The organism is Paraburkholderia rhynchosiae (assembly GCF_002879865.1).
GTDB classification, from domain to species: Bacteria; Pseudomonadota; Gammaproteobacteria; order Burkholderiales; family Burkholderiaceae; genus Paraburkholderia; species Paraburkholderia rhynchosiae.
In genome coordinates, this window is record NZ_PNXY01000009.1 from 124,146 (window position 1) to 147,442 (window position 23,297).

The window sequence follows — 23,297 nt, forward strand, 5'->3', positions numbered from 1 at the left end:
TCAGACGTGAGCGTTCAGGCAGCGGCGAACAGTTGCTGCAATTCACCCGATTCGTACATCTCCATCATGATGTCCGAGCCACCGACGAATTCGCCCTTCACGTAGAGCTGCGGAATGGTCGGCCAGTTCGAGAACTGCTTGATGCCCTGGCGGACTTCGTCGTCTTCGAGCACGTTGACCGTCTTGAACTCGCTGACGTTGCATGCCTTCAGGATCTGGATGGCGCGGCCGGAAAAGCCGCACATCGGGAACTGGGCGCTGCCCTTCATGAAGAGCACGACGTTGTTTTCGTCGACGATTTGCTTGATGCGTTGTTGCGTATCCATGACTGACCTTGCGGTTCCGTTATGTGTAGGGAATAGGCTGAAATGATAGCGGATTTCGGTAGTACCGGCCGACAGCTGCTTTGTCCATTCGTCGATTGCGGCTATTTCGACTATTTCGACTATTTCGGCTCCTAATGCCTGGCGCGCTCAGCCTGACAGCCGCCCGCCGCTGATTCGCTCGATGCCCGCCAGATCGCGCTCCGACCTGACGTCTGCGAAACCTTGGGCCGTCAAAAGCGCGCGCACGGCTTCTGCCTGATCGTAGCCGTGTTCCATCCACAGTACGCCATTCGCGGCAAGTCGTGCGGGCGCGCCCGCGACGATCGCGCGGATCGCGCTGAGACCGTCGGCTTCGTCGGTGAGCGCGCCGCGCGGCTCATGGCGCAGATCGCCTTGCGACAGATGCGAGTCGCCGCTCGCGATATACGGCGGATTGCTGACGATCACGTTAAAGCGCAGCGCTGCGTCGAGCGAGTCGTACCAGTCGCTTTGCGTGAACGTCACAGCGCCGCCGGGGCGCTTCGCATCCAGCAGACGGACGGCGTTGCGCCTGGCTACCGCGAGCGCTTCGGCGGAGCGATCGAGCGCGCTGACTTGCGCGTCGGGCCGCATCGACGCAATCGCCACGGCAATTGCGCCCGTACCTGTGCCGAGGTCGAGTACCCGCGGGCGCGAGACGTTTTCCATCGCCGTGAGCGCCGTTTCCACCAGCAATTCGGTCTCGGGACGCGGAATCAGCACGTGCGGCGTGACTTCGAATTCGAGCCCGAAAAACTCCCGGGCGCCGACGAGTTGCGCGACCGGCTCACCCGCCACGCGCCGCGCTTCCAACGTCCGATAGCGCTCGACGTGTGCGCTATCGAGCGCCTCGTCGGCGCGCGTGATCAATTGCGTCTGCCGCCAGCCGAGCACGTGCGTGAGTAGAATCCGCGCTTCGAGCGGCGGCAGCGGCGAGGCGCGCAACAGCATGGCAGGCGTCGCCGCATTGGCCGGATTAGCCGCACTGGCCGCGTTGGTGGGATCGGCTGGATTGCCTGGTGCAGCGGGCATCATCGGCGCTTACTCCGCGTCGCCGAGCGAGGCGAGCAACTCCGCCTGGTGCTCGCTGACGAGCGCCGCGATCAATTCGCCGAGATCGCCGTCCATGATCGCGTCCAGGCGATACAGCGTCAGATTGATCCGGTGATCTGTCAGACGTCCTTGCGGGAAGTTGTAGGTGCGAATCCGCTCCGAGCGATCGCCCGAGCCGATCAGGCTTTTACGCGTCGCGGCTTCCTTCGCCTGCTGTTCGTGCGACTGCTTGTCCTTGATGCGAGCCGCCAGGACTTTCAGCGCGCGGTCCTTGTTCTTGTGCTGCGAACGGTCGTCCTGACATTCGACGACGATCCCCGTCGGCAAGTGCGTGACGCGTACGGCCGAATCGGTTTTGTTGATGTGCTGCCCGCCCGCGCCGGACGCGCGGAACGTGTCGATCCGCAGATCGGCCGGATTGATTTCGACCTCGCCGATTTCGTCCGCTTCCGGCATGACGGCCACGGTGCACGCGGACGTGTGAATGCGGCCCTGCGTCTCGGTTGCCGGCACGCGCTGCACGCGGTGGCCGCCGGATTCGAACTTGAGCTTTGAATACGCGGCTTCGCCGGCGATCCGCACGATCACTTCCTTATAGCCGCCCAGGTCCGATTCACTTGCCGACATCATCTCGACTTGCCAGCGGTTACGCTCGGCAAAGCGCAGATACATGCGCAAGAGATCGCCCGCGAACAGCGCGGACTCGTCGCCGCCCGTCCCAGCGCGGATTTCGAGGAAGATGTTGCGGTCGTCGTTCGGATCCTTCGGCAGCAGCATTTTCTGCAATTCGCCGCCGAGCTGTTCCATCCGCTCGCGGGCCGCGCGAATTTCCTCTTCCGCGAAGTCGCGCATGGAGGCATCCGTCAGCAGCTCCTGTGCGGTGACGGCGTCGTGCATGGCCTGGCGCCATAGCGCGTACTGCTCGACGATGGGCCCAAGCTCCGCGTGTTCGCGCGTGAGTTTGCGATATTGGTCGAGATTCGACGTGATGTCCTCTCGGCTCAACAGGTCGTTCAGTTCGGCCAGCCGGGTAGTCAGCTGGTCGAGCTTGCGTTGCATGCTCGTTTTCATCGGGCGGGTATCGGAGCGAACTCCGGCAGGAACGGCAACTAGGGAAGTGGGCGGATGCCCTGGTCAGAAGCACGTCGCGGACCACTTGCGGGTGGCGCGGACGGGCGGCGTGCGCGCCGCTAACGCTCGGTGGAACCGGAGTGTTTATAGAAGCCGCTCATCAACTCGATGAGCGTGTCACGGTTTTCGCCGCTCGCGCGGTTGAGCGCGTGCGTGGGACCGTGGATCAGCTTGTTGGTGAGCGCTTGGGACAGCGCCTCGAGCACAAGCGCCGGATCGTCGCCACGTGCGAGCATTTTTTGGGCGCGTTCGACTTCGGCGCGACGCAGCACGTCGGCCTGCGTATGCATGTGTCGGATCACCGGCACGATGCTGCGCGCTTCGAGCCACTGCATGAAATTCTGCACACGCGTTTCGATGATCGCTTCGGCCTGCGCAACCGCGGCCTGCCGCGACGCATTGCCTTCGCGGACGATGGCACCGAGGTCGTCGACGGTATAGAGGAACACGTCTTCGAGCTTGCCGACTTCCGGTTCGATGTCGCGCGGAACGGCCAGATCGACCATGAAGATGGGCCGGTGGCGGCGCGCTTTCACCGCGCGCTCGACCGCGCCGAGCCCGATGATCGGCAACGTGGAAGCCGTGCACGACACGATGATGTCGAACTCATGCATGCGCGTGGGCAGTTCCGACAGTGGAATGGCGCGGCCATTGAAGCGCTCGGCCAGCCGAGTGCCGCGCTCGGCGGTGCGGTTCGCGACCACTAGCTCACGCGGCTGCTGCGCGGCGAAGTGCGTCGCGCACAACTCGATCATTTCGCCTGCGCCGATAAACAGCACGCGCTGGTTCGACACCTTGTCGAAGATGCGCTGCGCGAGCCGCACGGCGGCCGCCGCCATGGAAACGGACTGTGCGCCGATTTCGGTCGTGCTGCGCACTTCCTTCGCGACGGCGAACGTGCGCTGGAACAACTGGTTCAGATACGTGCCGAGCGCGCCGGCTTCGGAAGCCGTTCGAACGGCGTCCTTCATTTGTCCGACGATTTGCGTCTCGCCCAGCACCATCGAATCGAGCCCGGACGCGACGCGAAACGCGTGCCGCACGGCTTCGGACTGCGGCAGCGCGTAGACGTGCGGCGCGAGTTCCTCGACGGGCAGGTTGTGATACCTGGACAGCCACTGAATCGCGGCTTCCCGCACGGCCTGGTCGTCGGTCGCGCAATAGAGTTCGGTACGATTGCAGGTAGACAGAATCGCCGCTTCAGGCGCCGTGCGAGTCGTGGTTCCGAGCCAGACGTTTTTGAAAGTGTCCAGCGCAGGCTTGATCTGTTCGAGCGGAAACGCCACGCGTTCGCGCAAGGCGACAGGCGCAGTATGGTGATTGATTCCGATCGTTAGGAGCTGCATTCGGGGGAACTATGGTTTAGCGCAATATTATAGCGTTTTCACGATTCTTACACGGTGCCGCGCGTCGCCCCGACGCGGCAACGGTCTAGGCGGTAGGCTCGGCGTGGAACGCGTCCAGTTGATAGCCGTAGCCGTAGATCGGCGTCAGAGAATAGCCGTGTTCGGGACGCAGCTCCAGCTTGGTTCGCACGCGCGACGCGTGCGTATCGACGGTGCGCGACTTTACGTCGCGGCGGCGCGCCCACACGGTTTCGAGGATGTGCGCGCGCGACACCGGCCGCGACAGATTGCTGAACAGCAGCAGCGCGAAGCGGAATTCCTTCGGCGTGAGCGCGACTGCGCGGTTGCGGAACGTGACGGCGAAGTTGGCCGCATCGAACACATAGCCGCGAATCACGTCGTGCCGGCGGTTGGGCGGCCGGCGCAGGCCCGCGCGCCGCAGTAGCGCGTCGACGCGAGCGAGCATCTCGGGCCCGCGAACCGGCTTGGTCAGGCAGTCGTCGGCACCGGCATGCAGCGCGGCGACGATCTGGCTTTCGCGCGGCTCCGACATCAGCACGATGACCGGCAGGCTTGGCAAAACGGAGCGGGCGTGCGCGATCACGTCTTCGGCGGAATGGTCGCCGGCCCAGCTTTCGGTGATCAGCAAATCGAAGAATTGGTCCGCCGCCTGGCCGAGGAAGGGCGCGCTGGCGGTGAAGTGCTGGCAAACGTGGCCGCCGGCGAAAATCAGCCGTGTGACCAGTTTGGCATGTCCTGTGTCCGGCTCGATAAGGGCGATTCGCATGGGGCGCATTCAGTGTGGCGACGACCGGGAACCAGGCTTTTCCGTAAGGCCGACAGCTTGCCTAACGTCACCCCGGCCCCTAAACTCAACCGCTGTGCGGAAAGCGCCGTGCTGAATTTTTTGAGAAAGAGACAAAAATGCTAGCTGTCGTCGAGCCTCGCGCCTATGAGACAAATCCGAAACTGCGCGAGACCGGCCGCTGATGGGCTGGCCCGGAATCGTAGTACTGGGCGCGGCAATCGGCTTCGCGGGATGGTGGTTGCATCCTTTGCGCCGCATGAGCCGCTCAGGCCGCGCCCGCCTGTGGTTGGCGCTGCTGGCCGGTATGTTGGGTGCGAGCATCGCGCGTATGGCCGGCAATGTGGTTGGCCTTTTCCATGACGGTGAGACGCTCGAATGGCCGGTTTGCACGGCCGTCGCAATGGTCGCCGTTGCCGTGACGGTCGGCTTGCTTTCCCGTCGATGAATATTTGCAGGTGACTCCCATGAATGCCCGACTCCCCGAAACCTCCTCCATCCCCGAACGCCTCGCCAGCTTGCGCAGCGCAATGGCGCGCGAAGGCGTCGCCGCTTACCTCGTGCCGTCAGCGGATCCGCATCTGTCCGAATATCTGCCTGGGCGTTGGCAGGGGCGGGAATGGCTCTCAGGTTTCACTGGCTCGGCGGGCACGCTCGTCGTCACCGCGGATTTTGCGGGCGTATGGACGGACAGCCGCTATTGGGAGCAGGCGAACGCGCAGCTAGCAGGCACCGGCGTTCAGCTCATGAAGATGACGGGCGGCCAGCAGACCGCGCCGCATTTCGATTGGCTCGCAGAAAACGTCGCGCCCGGCGGCACAGTCGGTGTGGACGGCGCCGTGCTCGGCGTCGCGGCGGCGCGGGCTCTGACTCACGCGCTCACGGCGCGCGGCGTGAAGCTGCGCACCGACGTCGATCTGTTCGACGCGATCTGGCCGCAGCGGCCGTCGTTGCCGGTTGCCGCCGTATTCGAGCACGCGGCGCCGCATGCGAGCGTCGCGCGTTCGGAAAAGCTCGCTCAGATTCGCCGGGCGATGGCGGAGAAGGGCGCGCAATGGCACTTCATCTCCACGCTCGACGACCTCGCGTGGCTGCTGAATCTGCGTGGCGCCGACGTCAGCTATAACCCGGTCTTCGTGGCCCATGCGCTGATCGGCGAGCACCGCGCGTCGCTGTTCACCGCACACGGCAAAGTGCCCCAAGCGCTCGCCGACGCACTTGCACGCGACGGCGTCAGCGTCGAACCATATGCGAAAGCGGCCGACGCGCTCGCCGCGCTGCCCGCCGGCACCACGCTGCTCATCGACCCGCGCCGCATTACCTATGGCTCGCTGCAATCGGTACCGTCGACGGTGAAGGTGGTCGAGGCAGTGAATCCGTCCACGTTCTTCAAGTCGCGCAAGACCGAGGCCGAGGCGAAGCACGTGCGCGAGACGATGGAACAGGACGGCGCGGCGCTCGCGGAATTTTTCGCGTGGTTCGAAGGTGCGTTGGGCCGCGAGACGATCACCGAACTGACTATCGACGAACGTCTGACGGCAGCGCGCGCGCGTCGTCCGGGGTTCGTGTCGTTGAGCTTTGCGACCATTGCCGGCTTCAACGCGAACGGCGCCATGCCGCACTATCGCGCCACCGACGAGTCGCATTCCGTGATCGAGGGCAACGGCCTGTTGCTGATCGACTCTGGCGCGCAGTATCTGAGCGGCACGACCGACATCACGCGCGTCGTGCCGATCGGCACCATCAGCGACGAACAGCGGCGCGATTTCACGATCGTGCTCAAGGGCACCATGGCCTTGTCGCGCGCGAGGTTTCCGCGAGGCATCCGTTCGCCGATGCTTGATGCAATCGCCCGCGCGCCAATCTGGGAAGCGGGCGCCGACTACGGTCACGGCACCGGACATGGAGTCGGCTATTTCCTGAACGTGCACGAAGGGCCGCAGGTGATCTCCCACTACGCGCCGGCCGAACCGTGGACGGCGATGGAAGAAGGCATGATCACGTCGGTCGAACCGGGCATCTACCGGCCGGGCAAGTGGGGCGTGCGCATTGAGAACCTGGTGCTGAACGTGCCGGCCGGCAAGACGGAATTCGGCGACTTCCTGAAGTTCGAGACGCTGACGCTGTGCCCGATCGACACGCGTTGCCTCGACCTGTCGCTGCTGCGCGACGACGAACGCGCGTGGCTCAACGACTATCACCAGACGGTGCGCGCGCGTCTGTCGCCGCATGTTTCCGGCGACGCGAAGGCGTGGCTGGAACTGCGCACGCAGCCTGTCTGAGCGCCGCAACCCCAACCGCGTCCGCGAGCAACCGCATAGCTACGGAGAGCGCATGGCCATCAAGGCAGTCGTGTTCGATTTCGGCGGCGTGCTGATCGACTGGAGTCCCGAATACCTTTACCGGCAATTGATTTCGGATGAAAGCGAGCGCCGCTGGTTCTTGACTCACGTCTGCTCGATGGACTGGGTGGTTCGTCAGGACGGCGGCCAGCCGATCGTCGAGGCAACGGAAGAACTCGTCGCGCAGTTTCCCGATCACGAAGCACTGATCCGCGCATTCTATGAGCGCTGGCACGAGATGGTGGCGGGCGTGCTCGACGAGGGCGTGGCGATCATGGAAAAGCTGGAAGCCGCGGACGTGCCGCTCTTCGGGCTGACGAACTGGTCGGCGGAGACGTTTCCGTATGCGTGGGAGCATTACCCGGTGCTGCGGCGCTTCAGGGATATCGTCGTGTCGGGGCGCGTGGGTCTGGTGAAACCCGATCCGGCGATTTTCGCGGCAATGCGCGATCGGATCGACGCGCAAATGCCGGGCGTCGATCCGGGCGAACTCGTCTTTATCGACGACAACCCGAAGAACGCCGCAGCCGCAACAGCGCTCGGCTGGCACGGCGTGCATCACACGAGCGCCGCGCAAACAGAAGCGAAGCTGCGCGAACTGGGCTTGCCGGTTTGACGAAGCGGGCGCCGCGCACGCTGCAAGCAAAGGGCGATTTGCGTTAGCCGGTTCTCACCGCCGGTCTCGGCCTCAACCCGCTTCTCATCCCGCGAAGCCTACTGCCCGAGTAAATTCTTCAAAGCATTACCCAAGCCTTTAACGGTTTCCCCCGCGCCTTTCGCGACGCCTTCGACACTCACGCCCAGCGCTTTCGCAAAGCCCGCGGCGATACGCGTCGTCAAGCCTTCCTGCACCGAGAACTTCGGGTCGCGCAAGTTGCCGTCGAGTACAAAGTGCAGCGTGATGTCGCCGTCGTGCGTCTTGAGCGCGGCAACCGCTGCTTTCGTGGGAATGGACATGAACGTGTCGAGCGGATTGCCGGTGTCGGCGAGTTGCAGCTTGTGGACCGTGATCGTGCCGGGCGCGTGCAACTGATAGTTGCGCACCGACGACTCGATGCTCATATCGACTGTGCCGCTGGTCACTTGCGCCTGCGCGCCGGCTTTCTTTACGAGATACGGATCGAGCATCACCACGTCGACTCCGCGCAGCGTGCTCGTCGTCTGCGAATCCTTGCTGGCTATCTTGATCCATCCGCCGAAGGTCACCTTGCCGGTGTGCGACGGGCCTTTAATCGTGCCGCTGACGCTGACGTTGGTGGGTTCAGTCAGCGCGGGCAGATGGATGTTATCCACGCTCGCGTTGGCATTGCTCACCGTCACCTTGTAGGCGGGCGGCCCGACGGTCATGTCGTAGAAATGGAACCGGCCCTGCTCGAAGCTGATGTGGTCGACCTGCTTTTCACTCGGCGCAGAGTTCGCCGCGGCGCCGCTCGCTTCGTCGTTGGTGCGGTTCACCGACCGGCGCAGATTCGGCAGCAGACGGATCGTGCCGTTTTGAGTGCGCAGCACGGCCATGTCGAAACCGCGTACTACGACGTTGCGGACGTGGATGCGCCGCTCGAGCACATCGCGGATGTCCGGCGTGAGAATGATTTCGTCGGCTCTCAATGGATCGCCGGCCGGCCAGCCGGGCGGCGCTTTCAACAGCACATTGGTGAGATGGACCGAGGTCAGGCCGACGTCGATGGTTTGCGCGCTGCCCAATGGACCGAGCGCCGCGATCACGCGCTCTTTGACTTCGCGCTGCGCGTACTGAAGCGCGCCGAGCGCAATGACCGCCAGCACGATCAGCACGCCGCCCACGGCAACGATCCAGCGTTGGCCCTTCGACATTGCCATGCTTTGCCTCCTCGTCGTCGCGCATTGAGCGGCGCGGCGGTGACCGATGCGTGTCATCTCGAGGCGGCGTTCCGCATGGACGACACGTAGCACGCCGGGGCGAGCAATGCGTGTGCCCTGTCGCGAGGCTGCCGACGCCTCGCGAATCACCGAGCGCAACCTGCTCGTCTCCCGACGAGCAGGTTGTCGCTTCGGATATACCGCTTGAACTACCGCTTGATCTAGCGCGTGATCGGCTTATAACGCAGGCGCTTCGGACGCGCCGCTTCTTCGCCCAGACGTGCGCGCTTGTCCGCCTCGTACTCCTGGTAATTGCCGTCGAAGAACGTGATTTGCGAATCGCCTTCGAACGCAAGGATATGCGTCGCAATCCGGTCGAGGAACCAGCGGTCGTGTGAGATCACCATCACCGAACCGGCGAACTCGAGCAATGCGTCTTCGAGCGCGCGGAGCGTTTCCACGTCGAGGTCGTTCGACGGTTCGTCCAGCAGCAGCACGTTGCCGCCCGCGATCAGCGTCTTGGCCAGATGCAAGCGGCCGCGTTCGCCACCGGACAGATTGCCGACGATCTTCTGCTGATCGCCGCCCTTGAAGTTGAAGCGGCCGATGTACGCGCGCGACGGCGTCTCGTACTTGCCGACCGTCAGCACATCCGCACCGCCGGAGATCTCTTCGAACACGGTCTTCGAAGAATCCAGCGCGTCGCGGCTCTGATCGACGTAAGCGAGGTTCACGGTCGGGCCCTTCACGATCTCGCCCGAATCCGGTTCTTCGCGGCCGGTCAGCATGCGGAACAGCGTGGACTTACCCGCGCCATTCGGACCGATGATGCCGACAATCGCGCCCGCCGGAATCTTGAAGCTGACGTTATCGAGCAGCAAACGGTCGCCATACGACTTGCTGACGTTCTTGAACTCGATCACTTCATTGCCGAGGCGGTCGCCGACCGGAATGAAGATTTCCTGCGTTTCGTTGCGCTTCTGGTAGTCCTGGCTGTTGAGTTCCTCGAAGCGGGCGATACGCGCCTTCGACTTAGCCTGACGACCCTTCGGGTTCTGGCGCACCCACTCCAGTTCCTTCTTGATCGCCTTCTGACGCGCCGATTCCGACGACTCTTCCTGCTTCAGACGCTCTTCTTTCTGATCGAGCCAGCTGCTGTAGTTGCCCTTCCACGGAATGCCGTGGCCGCGGTCGAGTTCAAGAATCCACTCGGCGGCGTTATCCAGGAAGTAGCGATCGTGCGTGACCGCGACGACGGTGCCCGGGAAGCGCGTGAGGAACTGTTCGAGCCAGTCGACCGATTCGGCATCGAGGTGGTTGGTCGGCTCGTCGAGCAGCAGCATGTCGGGCTTTTCGAGCAGCAGCTTGCACAGCGCGACGCGGCGTTTTTCACCGCCCGACAGATGTTCGATCTTCGCTTCCCACGCCGGCAGGCGCAGTGCGTCGGCGGCGATCTCGATCTGCTGTTCTGCGCTGCCGCCGTCGGTTGTCGCGAGAATCGCTTCGTACTTTGCCTGTTCGGCGGCGAGCGCGTCGAAGTCCGCGTCCGGCTCTGCGTAGGCCGCATAGATTTCGTCGAGCTTCTTTTGCGCGTTGAACACGTCGCCGAGCCCTTCTTCAACGGTTTCGCGCACCGTCTTGTTCGGGTCGAGCTGCGGTTCCTGCGGCAGATAGCCGATGTTCAGGTTGGGCATCGGCGTGGCTTCGCCTTCGATGTCCTTGTCCACACCGGCCATGATGCGGATCAGCGTCGACTTGCCCGAGCCGTTCAGGCCGAGCAGGCCGATCTTCGCGCCGGGAAAAAACGACAGCGAGATATCTTTCAGGATTTGACGCTTGGGCGGCACGATCTTGCCGACCCGATTCATGGTGAAGACGTATTGGGCCATTTACTTGCGAGACGTTGGCGACGCCGGCCGCGAGGGGGCGGCAGTCGTGGGTGGATGGGTAACCGGTACAACCGCGGTGTTACCGCGGTGTCATGGCCGGGCGGAGTGCCCGGCGCCGGCCGGCGCGGCGTCGAGCGCGATGTCCAACTCGACGACGCCCGCGCGCGGGCGGGTTGTGCAGATGGCATTGTACTTCGGCATGAGGGCGCGGCGGCAGTGGCGGCGCTCGCTGGCGTCAGTTCGCCGCCGGTGCTGCGGAATTCACAGCCAGCTGGGCACGCCGCCGTGTCGCGAACACGTGCCGCTGTGATGCCGGCTGAAACTGTAGGTGCCGTCGCGGCAGCGCGCCGTCGCACCTTCAGGCGCCTTGCCCGACAGCGAGCGGGCCGGTGCATGGACCGTGTTGCCGTCGCGATTGGTGTACGTGTTGTGATTGCTGAGGTCGGCCTCGTTGGGCGTCGTGCCCGGCGCCACATACGCAAATGCCGAGGACATGCCGACGAACAGCGCTGCTACGACAGCGACGCTGCAGCGAGCGGTTTTCAAGCCAATGCCTTGCATGGTTTTTATAGATCGTTGTTATTAGTTGTGGCCGCGCGTGTCAGTTCGCCCGCCGCCCACTCGCCGGATCGAAGAAATGCAGATGCCGCGCGGGCAGCGCGACTTGCAGCGCTTCGCCGGCCGCAGGCCGATGCGCGTGCGGCAAACGCACCGTCACGTCATGCTTGCCCCAGCGCCCGTGCGCCAGATTGTCCGCGCCGAGCAGCTCGCACGAATCGACGGTCAGCGTTGCATGCGGCGCATCCGCTTGCCTAGGGCTCATGTGCTCCGGACGAATACCCAGCGTCCATTCGCGTCCTTTGGCGACTTCGCGGCCGATCGACGCCAGGCCCGGGAGCGACAGTTGCGGGCCGTTGCCCGCCACGTCGAAAGTGGAACCGTCATCGGATACGCGGCCTTCGAGCAGATTCATGCCCGGCGAACCGATGAACCCCGCGACGAACACGGTCGCCGGACGCTCGTACACTTCGGTCGGCGCGCCAATCTGCTCGACGTGTCCCTTGTTCATCACGATCACGCGTTGCGCCAATGTCATTGCTTCGATCTGATCGTGCGTCACGTACAGGCTCGTGGTCGCGAGCCGCGCGTGCAGACGTTGGATTTCGAGCCGCATCTGAACCCGCAGACGCGCGTCGAGATTCGACAGCGGTTCGTCGAATAAAAACACGGTCGGTTCGCGCACGATCGCGCGGCCCATCGCGACACGCTGACGTTGACCGCCCGACAGCTCGCGCGGCTTGCGTTGCAACAGCGCTTCGAGTTCGAGAATCTGTGCGGCGGCGTTCACGCGTTGTGCGATCTGCGCCCGTTCGACGCCCGCGATCTTCAGCGCGTAGCCCATGTTCTCGGCCACGCTCATATGCGGATAGAGCGCGTAATTCTGGAACACCATCGCGATGTTGCGGTCTTTCGGCTCCAGTTCGTTCACCACTTTGCCGGCGATCGAAATGCTGCCTTCGGAGATACGTTCGAGCCCCGCGACCATCCGCAGCAACGTGGATTTGCCACAACCCGATGGGCCGACCATCACGACGAACTCGCCGTCGTTCACGTCGACGTCGATGCCGTGCAACACGAACTGTTTGCCGTCGTAGGTCTTTTTAACGCCTTGCAGTGTCAGTGCAGCCATGCCGTTTTAGCCCTTCGTTTGCGTGTTGTTTGCGTGTCGTTGGTGTGTTGCATGTGCGCACAGCGCGGCAAGGATCATTTCTCCGCATCCACGAGACCGCGCACGAACCAGCGCTGCATGGTGAGCACCACGGCGAGCGGCGGCAGCATGGCGAGCAGCGTCGCCGTCATCACCAGATGCCATTCGGTTGCGGTGTCGCCCGAGGCGATCATGGTTTTGATGCCGACCACGGCCGTCGTCAGCGACTGTTGGCTCGTGATCAGAATCGGCCACAAATATTGATTCCAGCCGTAGATGAACGTGATCACAAAAAGCGCCGCCATGTTGGTCTTCGAGAGCGGCAGCACCACGTCCCAGAAGAAACGCATTGCACCGGCGCCGTCGATGCGCGCGGCCTCCATCAATTCGTCCGGCAGCGTCATGAAGAACTGGCGGAACAGAAACGTGGCGGTGGCCGACGCGATCAGCGGCAGCGTCAAACCGCTATACGTATTGCTTAGATGCATCGACGAGACGACTTGCACGGTCGGGAAGATGCGCACTTCGACCGGCAGCATCAACGTGATGAAGATCAGCCAGAACGACAGATTGCGGAACGGAAAGCGGAAGAACACGATCGCAAAAGCGGAGATCATCGAGACGGCGATCTTGCCGATGGCAATGGCCAGCGCCATCACCAGGCTGTTGAACAACATGCGGCCGAACGGCGCCGCCGCATTGCCGCTGCCGTGCGCCCAGACCGTCGCGATGTTCTCGAACAGATGCGAACTCGGCACGAGCGAGAGCGGCACGCTGAATACTTCCTGCTCGCTCATGGTTGCCGCGCAGAACGCGACGTACACCGGAAACACCACCAGCGCGACGCCGAGAATCAGCACCGCGTGGCAGAACAGGTCGAAACCACGGCGGTTTTCGATCATGAATATTGAACCCTGCGTTCGATGAAGCGGTATTGCACGACCGTCAACGCGACGACGATCACCATCAGGATCACGGACTGCGCGCCCGAGCTGCCGATGTCGAGTCCCTGGAAACCTTCGGCGAAAATCTTGTAGATCAGCGTGCGGGTCGATTGCGCGGGGCCGCCGCCGGTCGCGGCATCGATCACGGGGAAGGTATCGAAGAACGCGTAGGTGATGTTGATCACCAGCAGGAAGAAGCTCGTCGGCGACAGCAGCGGCAGCGCGATGCCGAAGAAGCGCCGCACGGGACCGGCGCCGTCGATGGCCGCGGCTTCGATCAGTGAGCGTGGAATCGCCTGCAAGCCTGCATAGAAGAACAGGAAGTTATAGCTCACCTGTTTCCACACCGACGCGAGCACGACGAGAAACATTGCCTGGCCCGCATTCAGCGCATGGTTCCACACGATGCCGTACTTTGCGAGCGCAAACGTGACGAGGCCGATGCTCGGATTGAACAGAAACGACCACAACACGGCGGCAATTGCGGGCGCAACCGCATACGGCCAGATCAGCAGCGTCTGATAAGCCTTCGCGCCGCGCGTCACGCGGTCGGCGCAGACGGCCAGCAGCAGCGAGATCACGAGGCCCGACACGGTGACGAGCGCGCAGAAAATCAGCGTCGTATTGAACGACGACAGATAGAGCGGATCGGCAAATAGCTGCCTGAAATTCGCGAGCCCGACAAATTTGCTCGACGTCCCGAACGCGTCCTGATTTTGCGTGGATTGCCAAAGCGCTTCACCGGCCGGCCACAGAAAGAACAGCGCCGTGATCGCCAGTTGCGGCGCGACGAGCAAATAGGGCAGCAAGCTGGTGCCGAAGCGGGAGCGCTTTTCCATCGAAGAATCCCAAGGTTTTTGCGGCAAGCGGGTTCCGACGCGAGTGCGCCGAAACTCCGCCGGCTTCGCGCTTGCCTGCGCGTATCTGGGTGTATTTAGGGCGTTTGAGTTTTAGCTGCCGGCCTTTTCGAAGCGCCGCAGTAACTCGTCGCCGCGCGAGACGGCCGAGTCGAGCGCCTGTTGCGGCGTCTTCTTTTCAGACCACACCTGTTCGAGTTCTTCGTCGATGATCGTGCGGATCTGCGGCATGTTGCCCAGACGCAAGCCCTTTGTGTACGGCAGAGGCGGCTTGTTGAGCATCTGCTTGATGGCGGTGTCGCTGCCCGGGTTCTTCTCGTAGAAGCCTTGCTGCTGCGTCAACTGATATGCGGCGGTCGTGACCGGGAGATAACCCGTGTCCTGATGCCACTTCGCGGCGACCGGCGGCGACGACAGATACGACAGGAACTTCGCCACGCCCTTGTAGACAGCCGGGTCCTTGCCCGACAGCACCCACAAGCTGGCACCGCCAATGATCGCGTTCTGCGGCGCGCCTTTCACATTTGCGTCGTAAGGCATCATGCCGGTGCCGAAGTTGAACTTGGCGAACTTCCTGATGGTGGCAAGCGAGCCCGACGAGTTCGTGATGATTCCGCAGTCGCCGCTATAGAACTTCGAGATCGGTTCGTCCTTGCGGCCGGCATAGGTGAACGTGCCTTCCTTCTGCATGTTCTGCAGGAACTGGATATGCGCGACCTGTTGCGGCTTGTTGAATTCGAGTTGGGCGTCGGCGCCGTCGAAACCATTGTTCTTCGACGCAAACGGCAAGCCGTGCCACGCGCTGTAGTTCTCCAACTGAATCCAGCTCTGCCAGCCCGACGAATAGCCGCACGCCATGCCCGACGCTTTGAGCTTCTGCGCGTCGACCTGCAATTCGGCCCACGTCCTCGGCGGCTGGTTGGGATCGAGGCCGGCTTTCTTGAAGGCGTCCTTGTTGTAATAGAGCACCGGCGTCGAGCTGTTGAATGGCATCGAGATCAACTGATTGGTTTTCGCGTCGCTGTAATAGCCGGCGATGGTCGGCACGAACGCTTTCTCATCGAGCGGCACACCAGCTTGCTTGAACACTTCCGATACGGGAACGACGGCCTTCTTCGCCTGCATCATCGTCGCGGTGCCGACTTCGTAGACCTGCAGAATGGCCGGCGCATTGCCGCTGCGGTAAGCGGCGATGCCGGCGGCAAGGGTCTGGTCGTACGTGCCCTTGAACACCGGCACGATCTTGTAATCGGATTGCGACGCGTTGAACGCGTTGGCAATGTCATTCAGGCGTTCGCCGAGCGCGGCTTCCATCGCGTGCCAGAACTGGATTTCAGTGGCGGCCTGGGCCGTCTGACTAACGCCGACAATGCCCGCACTCAGCACGGTAGCAACGGAAAGCGAACGGAACAGCGGCTTCAAACTCATCGATTTGTCTCCTGTGTCGATCGGAGTTAGCGCTTTAGCGCTTACTCCGATCCCATGCAAAGCGGTCGATCGGAGTTAGCGCTTTAGCGCTTACTCCGATCCCATGCAAAGCAGTCGATCGGAGTTAGCGCTTTAGCTGTCGATCAGAGTTGACGCTTTAGCGTCTTACTCTGATCCCATGCAAAGCACTTACTCCGATCCCATGCAAAGCACTGACTCCGGTCCCATGAAGATGGTACGGAAGGTGCGCCAATGCGAATCGCGCGATTCTAGTTGTGTTCGATGACAGTCCGGCGTCGGCCGCAGGGCCGCAAGCTTTCCACGGGGCGCCGAATGCCGCAATTTAACATCGCCTGTCACGAAACTGAAATAGGGGCTTGGGGCCGTCGCGGCGGACATTGCGGATACGCAATCCATTGGATCGACACGGTGGACACTCACCGGCTGGCGTCGGCATGATGGTGGCCTGGGTGAAGCGTTGGTGTTGATTAGGACCAGCCGTTGATCGGGAGGGATTTCAGATGTGGGGTAGGTTGCGTTCGGCAGTGTGCGTTTCGCTGCTTGGTGCCGCGCTCGCCGGTTGCGCGCTGCCGCCTGTGACGAGCGGTGAGGGTCCGTCGAGCGTCGCTTCATTGCCGCAGATCATCGCGCACCGCGGCGGTACCGGCGACGCGCCGGAAAATACGCTAGAAGCAATTCGCCAGTCGATCGATCATCATGCCGATTCCATATGGCTCACGGTGCAGATCAGCCAGGACGGCGTGCCGGTGCTGTATCGGCCGGCTGATCTATCGTCGTTGACCGATGCGAAAGGACCTGTGTCCGGCCGTACGGCTGCTGAACTCGCTGGACTGAACGCCGGCTGGAGCTTTCGGCGCGGCGACGCGTACCTGTACCGCGATCATCCGCTGGGCATTCCGACACTGCGCGAAGCTTTGCGCGCGATTCCTCCGGCTATGCCGGTCATCCTCGATATGAAGGCGCTGCCTGCTGCGCCGCAAGCGCGAGCAGTGGCGCGCGTGCTTGACGAAGAACACGCGTGGTCCCGCGTGTCGATCTATTCAACGGAAGCGGACTACCAACAGAGTTTCGCGGCGTATCCGCAAGCGAGGCTGTTCGAATCACGCGACGCAACCCGCGGACGGCTCGTGCGTGTATTGCTGAATCAAGGCTGTGTGGACGCGCCGCCCGAACACTCGATGACCGCGTTCGAGCTGCATCGCGCGCTGACCGTGGTCGAGAAGTTTACGTTGGGCGAAGGACGTTCCGATGTGCAGGCAACGATGTGGACGCCGGCGACGGTCGCGTGTTTCCGACAGAAGCCCGACGTGCGAATCGTCGCGATTGCCGTGAACGATGCCGATGATTATCGGAGGGCGGCGTGCCTCGGAATCGACGCGGTGCTTGTCGATTCGCCGCTAAAAATGGCGGGCGTGAAAAGCGCGATCACGATGCCGTTGCAATGCGGGCGCGTCGGCGGGGTAGGCCGCTAGCAGGGCGCTGCCAACAAGAAAGCCCGCACGAGGCGGGCCTTGAACTGGGCTTTGAAGCCGATTTTTTGAAGGCGGCCAAGCCAGGCACAGGCTAGGCAGAAGCCAAAAAACGAGCGAGGCGCAAGCCGTGCATGGAGCCAGACACAAGCCGCCCGCGGCGGCGCGGCGTATGCCCCCGGCCACGCCGACAGGCGCTCTCCACGAGCGCCCGACTTAGACGTTGAGCAACCACCCCCGAGTACCTAGGGTATGGACATGTGCGTAAGTTGTTGTTTTTATTTGGTAATTATCTGCTTTGCAAATGTCCATACCCTTCTCGACTTTTTGCCTGCTGTTCGAGTCCGATGTCCATAGCGGCTTTTTCATCATTTCAATCGGCTTGGTGGCGGTCTTAGTTCATCAATCTTGGCTTGAAGGATTGCATTCTTCTGGAGGAGTTCGAGCACCAGGCGATGTGCGCTGGTGAGTTGAGACTGCGCGTCGTCGCGCGCTTTCACAAGTCGAGAATTCTGCTCCGTCAAGTCCTCGCGGCTCTTTTTTTTACGCTCTCGACGCGCTCGCTCCAACGTCTGCTGCTGACTATGGATTTCTACCCAAGCTTGTATCTCGCGAACTAGCGCAGGGAAGCGAGTTTTGCGAAGGGCGGTCGGGTCAGTGCCAGCCTCTTTTGCAACGTTGTTCTGACTAACAGGAGTGCCGCGTGGAAGTATCCTGGGCCTGTCGTCCTTCAGCCGGTCGAAAGCGTCCCGGAAACGCTGCTCTGCAGTTTTTGGCTCGCCCGCCGCCGAGATAGCTCCGTTCATTGTGTTCACCTTGGGTTGTAGATGTATCAATGCCGCCGGTTTCCGCACCGAGGCAGCTAGTGCGTCCGGTCCGATGCGTTGTCCACGTCACTCTATGACGACTGCTGCCAAAGCCTACGTATCGCGAACTATCGGGCAATGGAACTCCTTCCCGACGGCCGTTCCGGGAATACTTTAGTTTTTTGTGACGTCGAGGTAGTTCTCGAATCCTTGTATCTCGGCCTTAAGTGCCCGAGCGCGGGGACTGTCCGGCGAAGCTTTTCCGACTTGGATTTCGGTGCTCTCAAGTTGGCGTTGAACCACTGGCCTTTTTCTCGTGTCGTACAACGCGTCGCGACAAGGCTTCTCGCCGTCGCCGCCCGAGCAACGAGCTACCGACTCAATCCCACCATAATCGCAATGGCCTCTTCTGGCGCACCCGCCCAACCTTGTTTCCCGGAAAGGGACCTCCCCATTCTTAGCGGCCTTAACAAGTGCTTGGAAATCTTTGGTTCCAATGAGGGAAACTACTATCTCATCCTTCCGGTCCTCACCGTACGGTGAGACGTAATTCTCGCCCACAAGGGCTTGCATCTGTCTGCCCATGACCTCGTATCGAGCTGACACAACTTGATTTCCGAATTCTTCATTAAAGCGGAGCCGGCTAAAGTTCCGACCGTAGTATCGAGTTTGTAGTAACGTGAGATGCTTCAAGATTACCTGGATTGAGCTTTCGCTCAACAGCCCACTGGCAAACATGTTGATTGCCCCCGTCCGTCGGAGTTCGTGGTAAGCCAAAGGCCAGGTCTTGCCCACGTCGAACCTTCCATCCTTGCTTAGATTAGGTGTGAATTTGCGAGCGATGGCCAAGTCCTCCTCGGTTATCTTTAAGACATCGAGGTCAAATAGACGAGGGTATCTCTGCAGCAGATACCAGTATGATTGGAGCTTCGGTCTCGTCGAATACGCCTTCCATTTTCTGGGAACTCCGGCCCATGGCTCGAAAGCATTGTGGAAGAGATAAGGGTTATCTTGGTCGTATTTGCTGCAGTTGACAGTGGGATTTTGGGCGGCGCAACGAATCCGTAATTTGGCGACCGCGGTCATAGCGTCCACTGCAACTTCGACGCTGGGGCTGGTAGGCCACCGCGCATCGCTGTCGGGGTCGGTCTTAATGGTCTCACCGCAGAGTATCGGAATGCGGCCTAGCACGGGGTCTTCTTCCCAGATTAGGCAATCAGCCCTAAACGCGGCGACCTCCTCTTTTCGCTGAAACGTGAAGTTTGCGATGTAGGTCGCTCCGGCGGTCTGGACAAGCGTCAGATAGGCCGTTAGCGAAGTCAGTTCAATGGTGCCTCGTTGAGGCGGTAGCACCCACTTTGCCAGAACCTCGTAGATGCCGAACCGTTGAGCGATAAGTTCGAAAGGACCGTAGAACTGCCGTCCGGTTAGCATGCCGCTATTTTCGGGTTGTTTGGCAAATGGAAGAAAGCGGCTACGGTCTCCCTCATGAAGAAATGCCAACTCAAGCGACCCGAAATTGTGTCTATAGGCCTCGACACAGAACTTAAAACAATCTTCAATTTGCTGCCTATGTTCAAGGAAGTCATCAAGGCACTCTCTCAATCGACGTACTTGATACACCCAAATTCGCGGTGGGATATAAGAAGTTTGCTCGCCAGCGTACTCGTCAAAATGTTTGTCTGCTTTGCGCGATTTGGGCTTCTTCGTCGCACTCGATAAAACAAAGATGCCTGCTTCGTCCAACAAGATGAACCCTATCTTGCTGGCAGAGCGGAGAAGTCGGTCCAAGACGCGGACAACGGTTTTGGCTTCTTCATCGTTTGGGTACAACGCGGCTAGCCGTCCAACCAAAATTGGATGGCGAATGAGGTTGCTGGCAACAACGCCTTCGACGTCGCAAAGGACAGCAATGCGGCGCAAAAGGTCAAAATGCTTTTTAAGGTTCGACCAACTCCTAGCACCCATAGGACCCCACAGAATCCACGTGGCCAACATTCTCATGACATGTTGGTTCTTGGGACCTAGCTTGGGGGCGCTCCGATTGTGCCATCCTCCAGCAAAATCAAATCTGAGCGTCCTGCCGACCCATGCAGAAAAATCCCAATATGGGTCTCCCCATCGCGACTTGGGATTGCCGTGTTCATCTACGCTGACGACCCAGTCTGCTGGGGGTGGCCAGCTCGGCGGTCGATAGCAAGCATGCTTCGGCTCAATTGGACTCTCCGCCAAGTTCAACCCCATTTCTGAGATAACGGTCATAGTGAACCTTCCTGTTCTGCAAGTTCGACTTCGAAGTCAGGGTGATACCAACCTTCAGCGATACGTGCCCGCGCTTCTGCAACCCATTCCCGATGAACCTCGGTAGATTGTTCAAACCATTCCAACTTCTCCTGGATACGGTCGACGACCAACTGAGCTGGAGGAACGTCTTCGCCAAGTGCGCGCAAATCCACTTTGGTGAGCTCGTAGAGCTTCAACTGAGCAAAACTAGCAAGCGCCCAAACATACTCGAATGAGTCGATGTCGCGATGGTCGTCGCACCACAAGCATCCAGATTTTCTTGCGCAGTCGGGCTTTGGGGCCTTCTTTGCAATTTCCGGTTCCTCTTTGGGAGTGCCGGCACATTCTCCAGGTGCGACTGACTCTGTCTTTGTCAAATGTGGGTCTACCACGGCCCAGAATCGAGCGGACTGAACCATCGCACGCTGAAGGCTCGGTCGGTGATAGATATGGAGAAGAGTCCGCTTAGCATGTTGATTCGTCTCGGCGGTTGTCTCGGGGTCACCCGTCCTGCGCAGTAGCCAATTCACTCTCGTATTTCGCAATTGGCGTGGCCCTACAAAACGACGATTCAATTTGCAGCAAATCACTCGAAGCCTAGCTGCGTCGAACCGAACGTCCTGCCTGCTGTCAAATCGGATGAAAGGAAATAACAAGACGTTTGACTCGGGGAACAGAGTCCTCCGCCACTCGAGGTAACGCTCGAAATGGGACTTGTATTCCTTGAATATTTCGAACAGCACCTTGCGATTAGCTCGACGCTTGTACTCACTGACTTCGTAGCCGTCGTTATGACTTGTATAGGAAAAGCGTCGTAGCGTGAGGCAACTAGCCTGTGCCGCATTCATGCCTGTTTGCCCTATGAACATCATGAGCTCGGCTTCAATCCGTAGATTCACCAGAAAATGCCGACCTCCAACGTTCGCATCGACGTCTGTTCCTGGCGGTAGTGGTCGCGTACTGCTAGGAGTGAAGCTCTCTCCGTTTCTTAGTTTAATCTCAAAAGGAAGCTGTGCACTGAGGACGACGCTCCTTGGAAGCCTATCGCATATATCCTGCAGCATATGCCCGAAGGCAAATGTGTCTTCCAAGTTCTGCTTTTCCGCTTGGACACCGACTGCCGATTTCCGCCTGCTTTTCCACCGGAGGCGGGTCAACTCGATAATTCGGGTGTGTCGTTGTAGTACGCGGTCCAACAGTGTTCCAACTACTGCTGCGTAGTTGTACGCTGACCGCATCGTGAGAGGACGATTACTGAGAGAAGCCTTCTTTGACGGCTTCCTCTTCAACCGCGTGCGATGCAGGAGGAAATCGCTCCATGCGCAATAAGTCTCAGTGACAGCCGCGAGAGTCAGTGGAAGAGATGCATCGTCTGCAAAGCTGAAGAGCATTCTCAGTATTTTTATCTGGTCAGCTGCAGTGTCTCGCGAATTGCCGCCTGCGAGCGCGGTGTTGATTTCCGCATGCAACTCTGAGACCAATTCCAATCGCTCGAAATCGGGGGCGCCCAATGCGCTGCTAGTTATTAGCGTTTCGACGCTGTCCGCTCGCGCAGCAGCCCCTCCGCGATACAGCAGGATGGCCAAGTCCCATGGTGTCTCGTTCGTCCCGAATTCGACATCTGGAAACGTCAAGTCGGGAACTCGGAGTCTGTCAAGCATCTTCGCTGTCCCAGTCACGGCTTCGGAAGCCAGTGAAGGCTTCATTGAACGCTATCGCGGCCTTTTGCTTGGCACGGGTGGTTGTCCGGAACTTGACGTAGCCCATGGTCGTGGTTTCGTCCTTGTGAAGCATGGCTTCTCGCACGATTCCGAGCGCGTCGGTTGGGCTGGCTCCGCTTGTGAGCAAGACGTCCAGGAGCCACGTGCCGAATGTCGCGCGCGACTGATGGAACTTGAAGTTCGCCATAAAACGCATCCCAGCCTTCACTGCTCGCCGTCTCAGGTCTTGAACGAGCCGGTCGACAGTCCCGACGGCATAAGGTCGACCTGTTCGCGTTAGAAACAGCAAATCTTTGTGTTCGGGACGGGCCTTCGCTTCTCTGAGCAGACGCTCCGTCGACAACGAATATTTTTTTAGGTCGTCTAGTACCGCCTTTGGCACCATCAAATCGCCTTTGACCGAAAACTTTGTGCATATACCCGTCCCGGGCCCGACCGGGAGCAGAAACAAGCCAGGCGTACGAGGGTCTTCTCTTGCGGTCTGAAGACTGGTAACAGTCAAAGTCGTTACCGTGCCCACACGTGCGCCGGTGAAGAAGCCGGTGCAGAGCATGAGATGTAGTTCCTCGGTAGCATGCTTAGCCGTGTATGCGACCAGTTGGTTCATGTGGTCAGCATGAAGAGGCAGGAGACCGTCCTCGAGCCTGACTCCGATTGTTTTTCGATTCGGGATGGAGAGGTCGCTACTGAGCCGGACTGCGGTCCGCTTGAAGCCCGCAGTATCATGAAAGGGAATAACTGCAAGACGGTCCTTCCACATCGGAGCGCTATTGCCGATTAGGTTATGCAAATCTGCAAAGCGATAGAACTGGATGACCGTGCTCATGCAATTTGACACAGTGCTACTGGCTAGAGTCCCTTCATCGCGCTGTTTGATGAGGTGCTTTCGAAACCTCCGAAGCACCTGCTGTTCGCGGCGTATAGGAAAGTGTCGCCAGTCTATCTGCTCGCCTTCGATGAAATCGGCGTACTGGTACAAGTATTTCATCGAGCGCTTTACTGTCTCATCATCAACTGTGTCAGACGCAGCCCTATCCAAGGCCCAAGCGTTCACCTCATCCCATCCGCTGTGGTTCGCCCAATAGATTTGCGGCAAGCGTTCGATAGGGGCCTTGTCCGTCTGTTTTGTCCAAACCAGTTCGCCGTTCTCGCCGAGAGAAGCGTCATGGAAGTCGTAATGGATGTAGTCGAGCCGCGCCATGGTCAACTCCGTGCCCGATAGATTGTGAGAAATCGCCCGAAGATGTGCTGCGCCCGTGCGCGCCGGAAGTGCGCGGGCGAGGTGATTACGTTGGAGGAGGTCGAGGCCGG

20 protein-coding genes are annotated in these 23,297 nt (G+C 60.5%); 4 read left to right on the forward strand and 16 right to left on the reverse strand.

The genetic code is table 11. The features are described from left to right. Positions 1 to 14 precede the first annotated feature (14 nt). From grxD to C0Z16_RS15150, 5 genes are all read right to left on the reverse strand, one after another. Complete coding sequence (gene grxD, locus C0Z16_RS15130; protein WP_102632933.1) at positions 15 to 326, reverse strand: Grx4 family monothiol glutaredoxin; 312 nt, start codon at positions 324 to 326, stop codon at positions 15 to 17. Positions 327 to 473: 147 nt separating this feature from the next. After that, on the reverse strand, positions 474 to 1,376 hold the full coding sequence (gene prmC / locus C0Z16_RS15135) for a peptide chain release factor N(5)-glutamine methyltransferase (protein ID WP_167403524.1): 903 nt from the start codon (positions 1,374 to 1,376) through the stop codon (positions 474 to 476). Positions 1,377 to 1,385: 9 nt separating this feature from the next. Then, entirely contained in the window at positions 1,386 to 2,468 is a 1,083-nt protein-coding gene (prfA, locus tag C0Z16_RS15140; RefSeq protein WP_102632934.1) for a peptide chain release factor 1, read from the reverse strand. 119 nt (positions 2,469 to 2,587) lie between these two features. Further along, entirely contained in the window at positions 2,588 to 3,874 is a 1,287-nt protein-coding gene (gene hemA / locus C0Z16_RS15145) for a glutamyl-tRNA reductase (protein WP_102632935.1), read from the reverse strand. Positions 3,875 to 3,959: 85 nt separating this feature from the next. Then, positions 3,960 to 4,661, reverse strand: coding sequence for a response regulator transcription factor (locus C0Z16_RS15150; RefSeq protein WP_102632936.1), 702 nt, complete (start codon positions 4,659 to 4,661; stop codon positions 3,960 to 3,962). Between the two features lie 202 nt (positions 4,662 to 4,863). Here C0Z16_RS15150 and C0Z16_RS15155 point away from each other — a divergent pair, with 202 nt between their 5' ends. From C0Z16_RS15155 to C0Z16_RS15165, 3 genes are read left to right on the forward strand one after another with little or no spacing between them, the layout of a single operon-like run. Continuing rightward, positions 4,864 to 5,127, forward strand: a complete 264-nt coding sequence (locus C0Z16_RS15155) for a hypothetical protein (protein WP_102632937.1) — start codon at positions 4,864 to 4,866, stop codon at positions 5,125 to 5,127. Positions 5,128 to 5,146: 19 nt separating this feature from the next. Next, positions 5,147 to 6,961, forward strand: coding sequence for an aminopeptidase P family protein (locus C0Z16_RS15160; RefSeq protein WP_102632938.1), 1,815 nt, complete (start codon positions 5,147 to 5,149; stop codon positions 6,959 to 6,961). A gap of 52 nt (positions 6,962 to 7,013) precedes the next feature. Further along, positions 7,014 to 7,637, forward strand: a complete 624-nt coding sequence (locus C0Z16_RS15165) for an HAD family hydrolase (protein WP_102632939.1) — start codon at positions 7,014 to 7,016, stop codon at positions 7,635 to 7,637. A 98-nt stretch (positions 7,638 to 7,735) separates the two neighbouring features. Here C0Z16_RS15165 and C0Z16_RS15170 read toward each other — a convergent pair whose 3' ends face one another. The 7 genes from C0Z16_RS15170 to ugpB all read right to left on the reverse strand — a co-directional run bounded on the left by C0Z16_RS15170 (position 7,736) and on the right by ugpB (position 15,686). Then, positions 7,736 to 8,860 carry a DUF748 domain-containing protein gene (locus C0Z16_RS15170; protein WP_102632940.1) on the reverse strand — a complete coding sequence of 375 codons (1,125 nt, stop codon included), beginning with the start codon at positions 8,858 to 8,860 and terminating at the stop codon, positions 7,736 to 7,738. A gap of 221 nt (positions 8,861 to 9,081) precedes the next feature. After that, positions 9,082 to 10,749, reverse strand: coding sequence for an energy-dependent translational throttle protein EttA (gene ettA, locus C0Z16_RS15175; protein ID WP_102632941.1), 1,668 nt, complete (start codon positions 10,747 to 10,749; stop codon positions 9,082 to 9,084). Between the two features lie 261 nt (positions 10,750 to 11,010). Beyond that, a complete protein-coding gene (locus tag C0Z16_RS15180) occupies positions 11,011 to 11,310 on the reverse strand; it encodes a DUF3761 domain-containing protein (RefSeq protein WP_102632942.1) in 300 nt (99 codons plus the stop codon). A 40-nt stretch (positions 11,311 to 11,350) separates the two neighbouring features. Further along, the gene (locus tag C0Z16_RS15185) at positions 11,351 to 12,439 is read right to left on the reverse strand and encodes a sn-glycerol-3-phosphate import ATP-binding protein UgpC (RefSeq protein ID WP_102632943.1); all 1,089 of its coding nucleotides are present in this window, start codon (positions 12,437 to 12,439) and stop codon (positions 11,351 to 11,353) included. Positions 12,440 to 12,513: 74 nt separating this feature from the next. Continuing rightward, positions 12,514 to 13,359 (reverse strand): sn-glycerol-3-phosphate ABC transporter permease UgpE, encoded by an 846-nt coding sequence (ugpE, locus tag C0Z16_RS15190; protein WP_102632944.1) that lies wholly within the window; start codon positions 13,357 to 13,359, stop codon positions 12,514 to 12,516. Then, positions 13,356 to 14,240 carry a sn-glycerol-3-phosphate ABC transporter permease UgpA gene (gene ugpA, locus C0Z16_RS15195; protein WP_102632945.1) on the reverse strand — a complete coding sequence of 295 codons (885 nt, stop codon included), beginning with the start codon at positions 14,238 to 14,240 and terminating at the stop codon, positions 13,356 to 13,358. Before ugpA ends, ugpE begins: the two co-directional genes overlap by 4 nt. A gap of 111 nt (positions 14,241 to 14,351) precedes the next feature. Next, positions 14,352 to 15,686: a sn-glycerol-3-phosphate ABC transporter substrate-binding protein UgpB gene (gene ugpB / locus C0Z16_RS15200; protein ID WP_102632946.1), complete on the reverse strand. Its 1,335-nt coding sequence runs from the start codon at positions 15,684 to 15,686 to the stop codon at positions 14,352 to 14,354. Between the two features lie 521 nt (positions 15,687 to 16,207). Between ugpB and C0Z16_RS15205 the strand changes: the two genes are divergently transcribed. Continuing rightward, positions 16,208 to 17,179, forward strand: a complete 972-nt coding sequence (locus C0Z16_RS15205) for a glycerophosphodiester phosphodiesterase family protein (protein ID WP_102632947.1) — start codon at positions 16,208 to 16,210, stop codon at positions 17,177 to 17,179. Between the two features lie 365 nt (positions 17,180 to 17,544). Here the strand turns inward: C0Z16_RS15205 and C0Z16_RS37420 are convergent, their stop codons facing one another. The 4 genes from C0Z16_RS37420 to C0Z16_RS15220 all read right to left on the reverse strand — a co-directional run bounded on the left by C0Z16_RS37420 (position 17,545) and on the right by C0Z16_RS15220 (position 23,187). Next, positions 17,545 to 17,982 (reverse strand): BAR domain-containing protein, encoded by a 438-nt coding sequence (locus C0Z16_RS37420; RefSeq protein ID WP_146014311.1) that lies wholly within the window; start codon positions 17,980 to 17,982, stop codon positions 17,545 to 17,547. A gap of 174 nt (positions 17,983 to 18,156) precedes the next feature. Then, on the reverse strand, positions 18,157 to 20,244 hold the full coding sequence (locus C0Z16_RS15210; RefSeq protein ID WP_146014312.1) for a hypothetical protein: 2,088 nt from the start codon (positions 20,242 to 20,244) through the stop codon (positions 18,157 to 18,159). Beyond that, entirely contained in the window at positions 20,241 to 21,851 is a 1,611-nt protein-coding gene (locus C0Z16_RS15215) for a site-specific integrase (RefSeq protein WP_146014313.1), read from the reverse strand. The genes C0Z16_RS15210 and C0Z16_RS15215 overlap by 4 nt, the downstream gene beginning before the upstream one ends. 67 nt (positions 21,852 to 21,918) lie before the next feature. Further along, on the reverse strand, positions 21,919 to 23,187 hold the full coding sequence (locus C0Z16_RS15220; protein WP_102632950.1) for a site-specific integrase: 1,269 nt from the start codon (positions 23,185 to 23,187) through the stop codon (positions 21,919 to 21,921). Between the last annotated feature and the right edge of the window lie 110 nt (positions 23,188 to 23,297).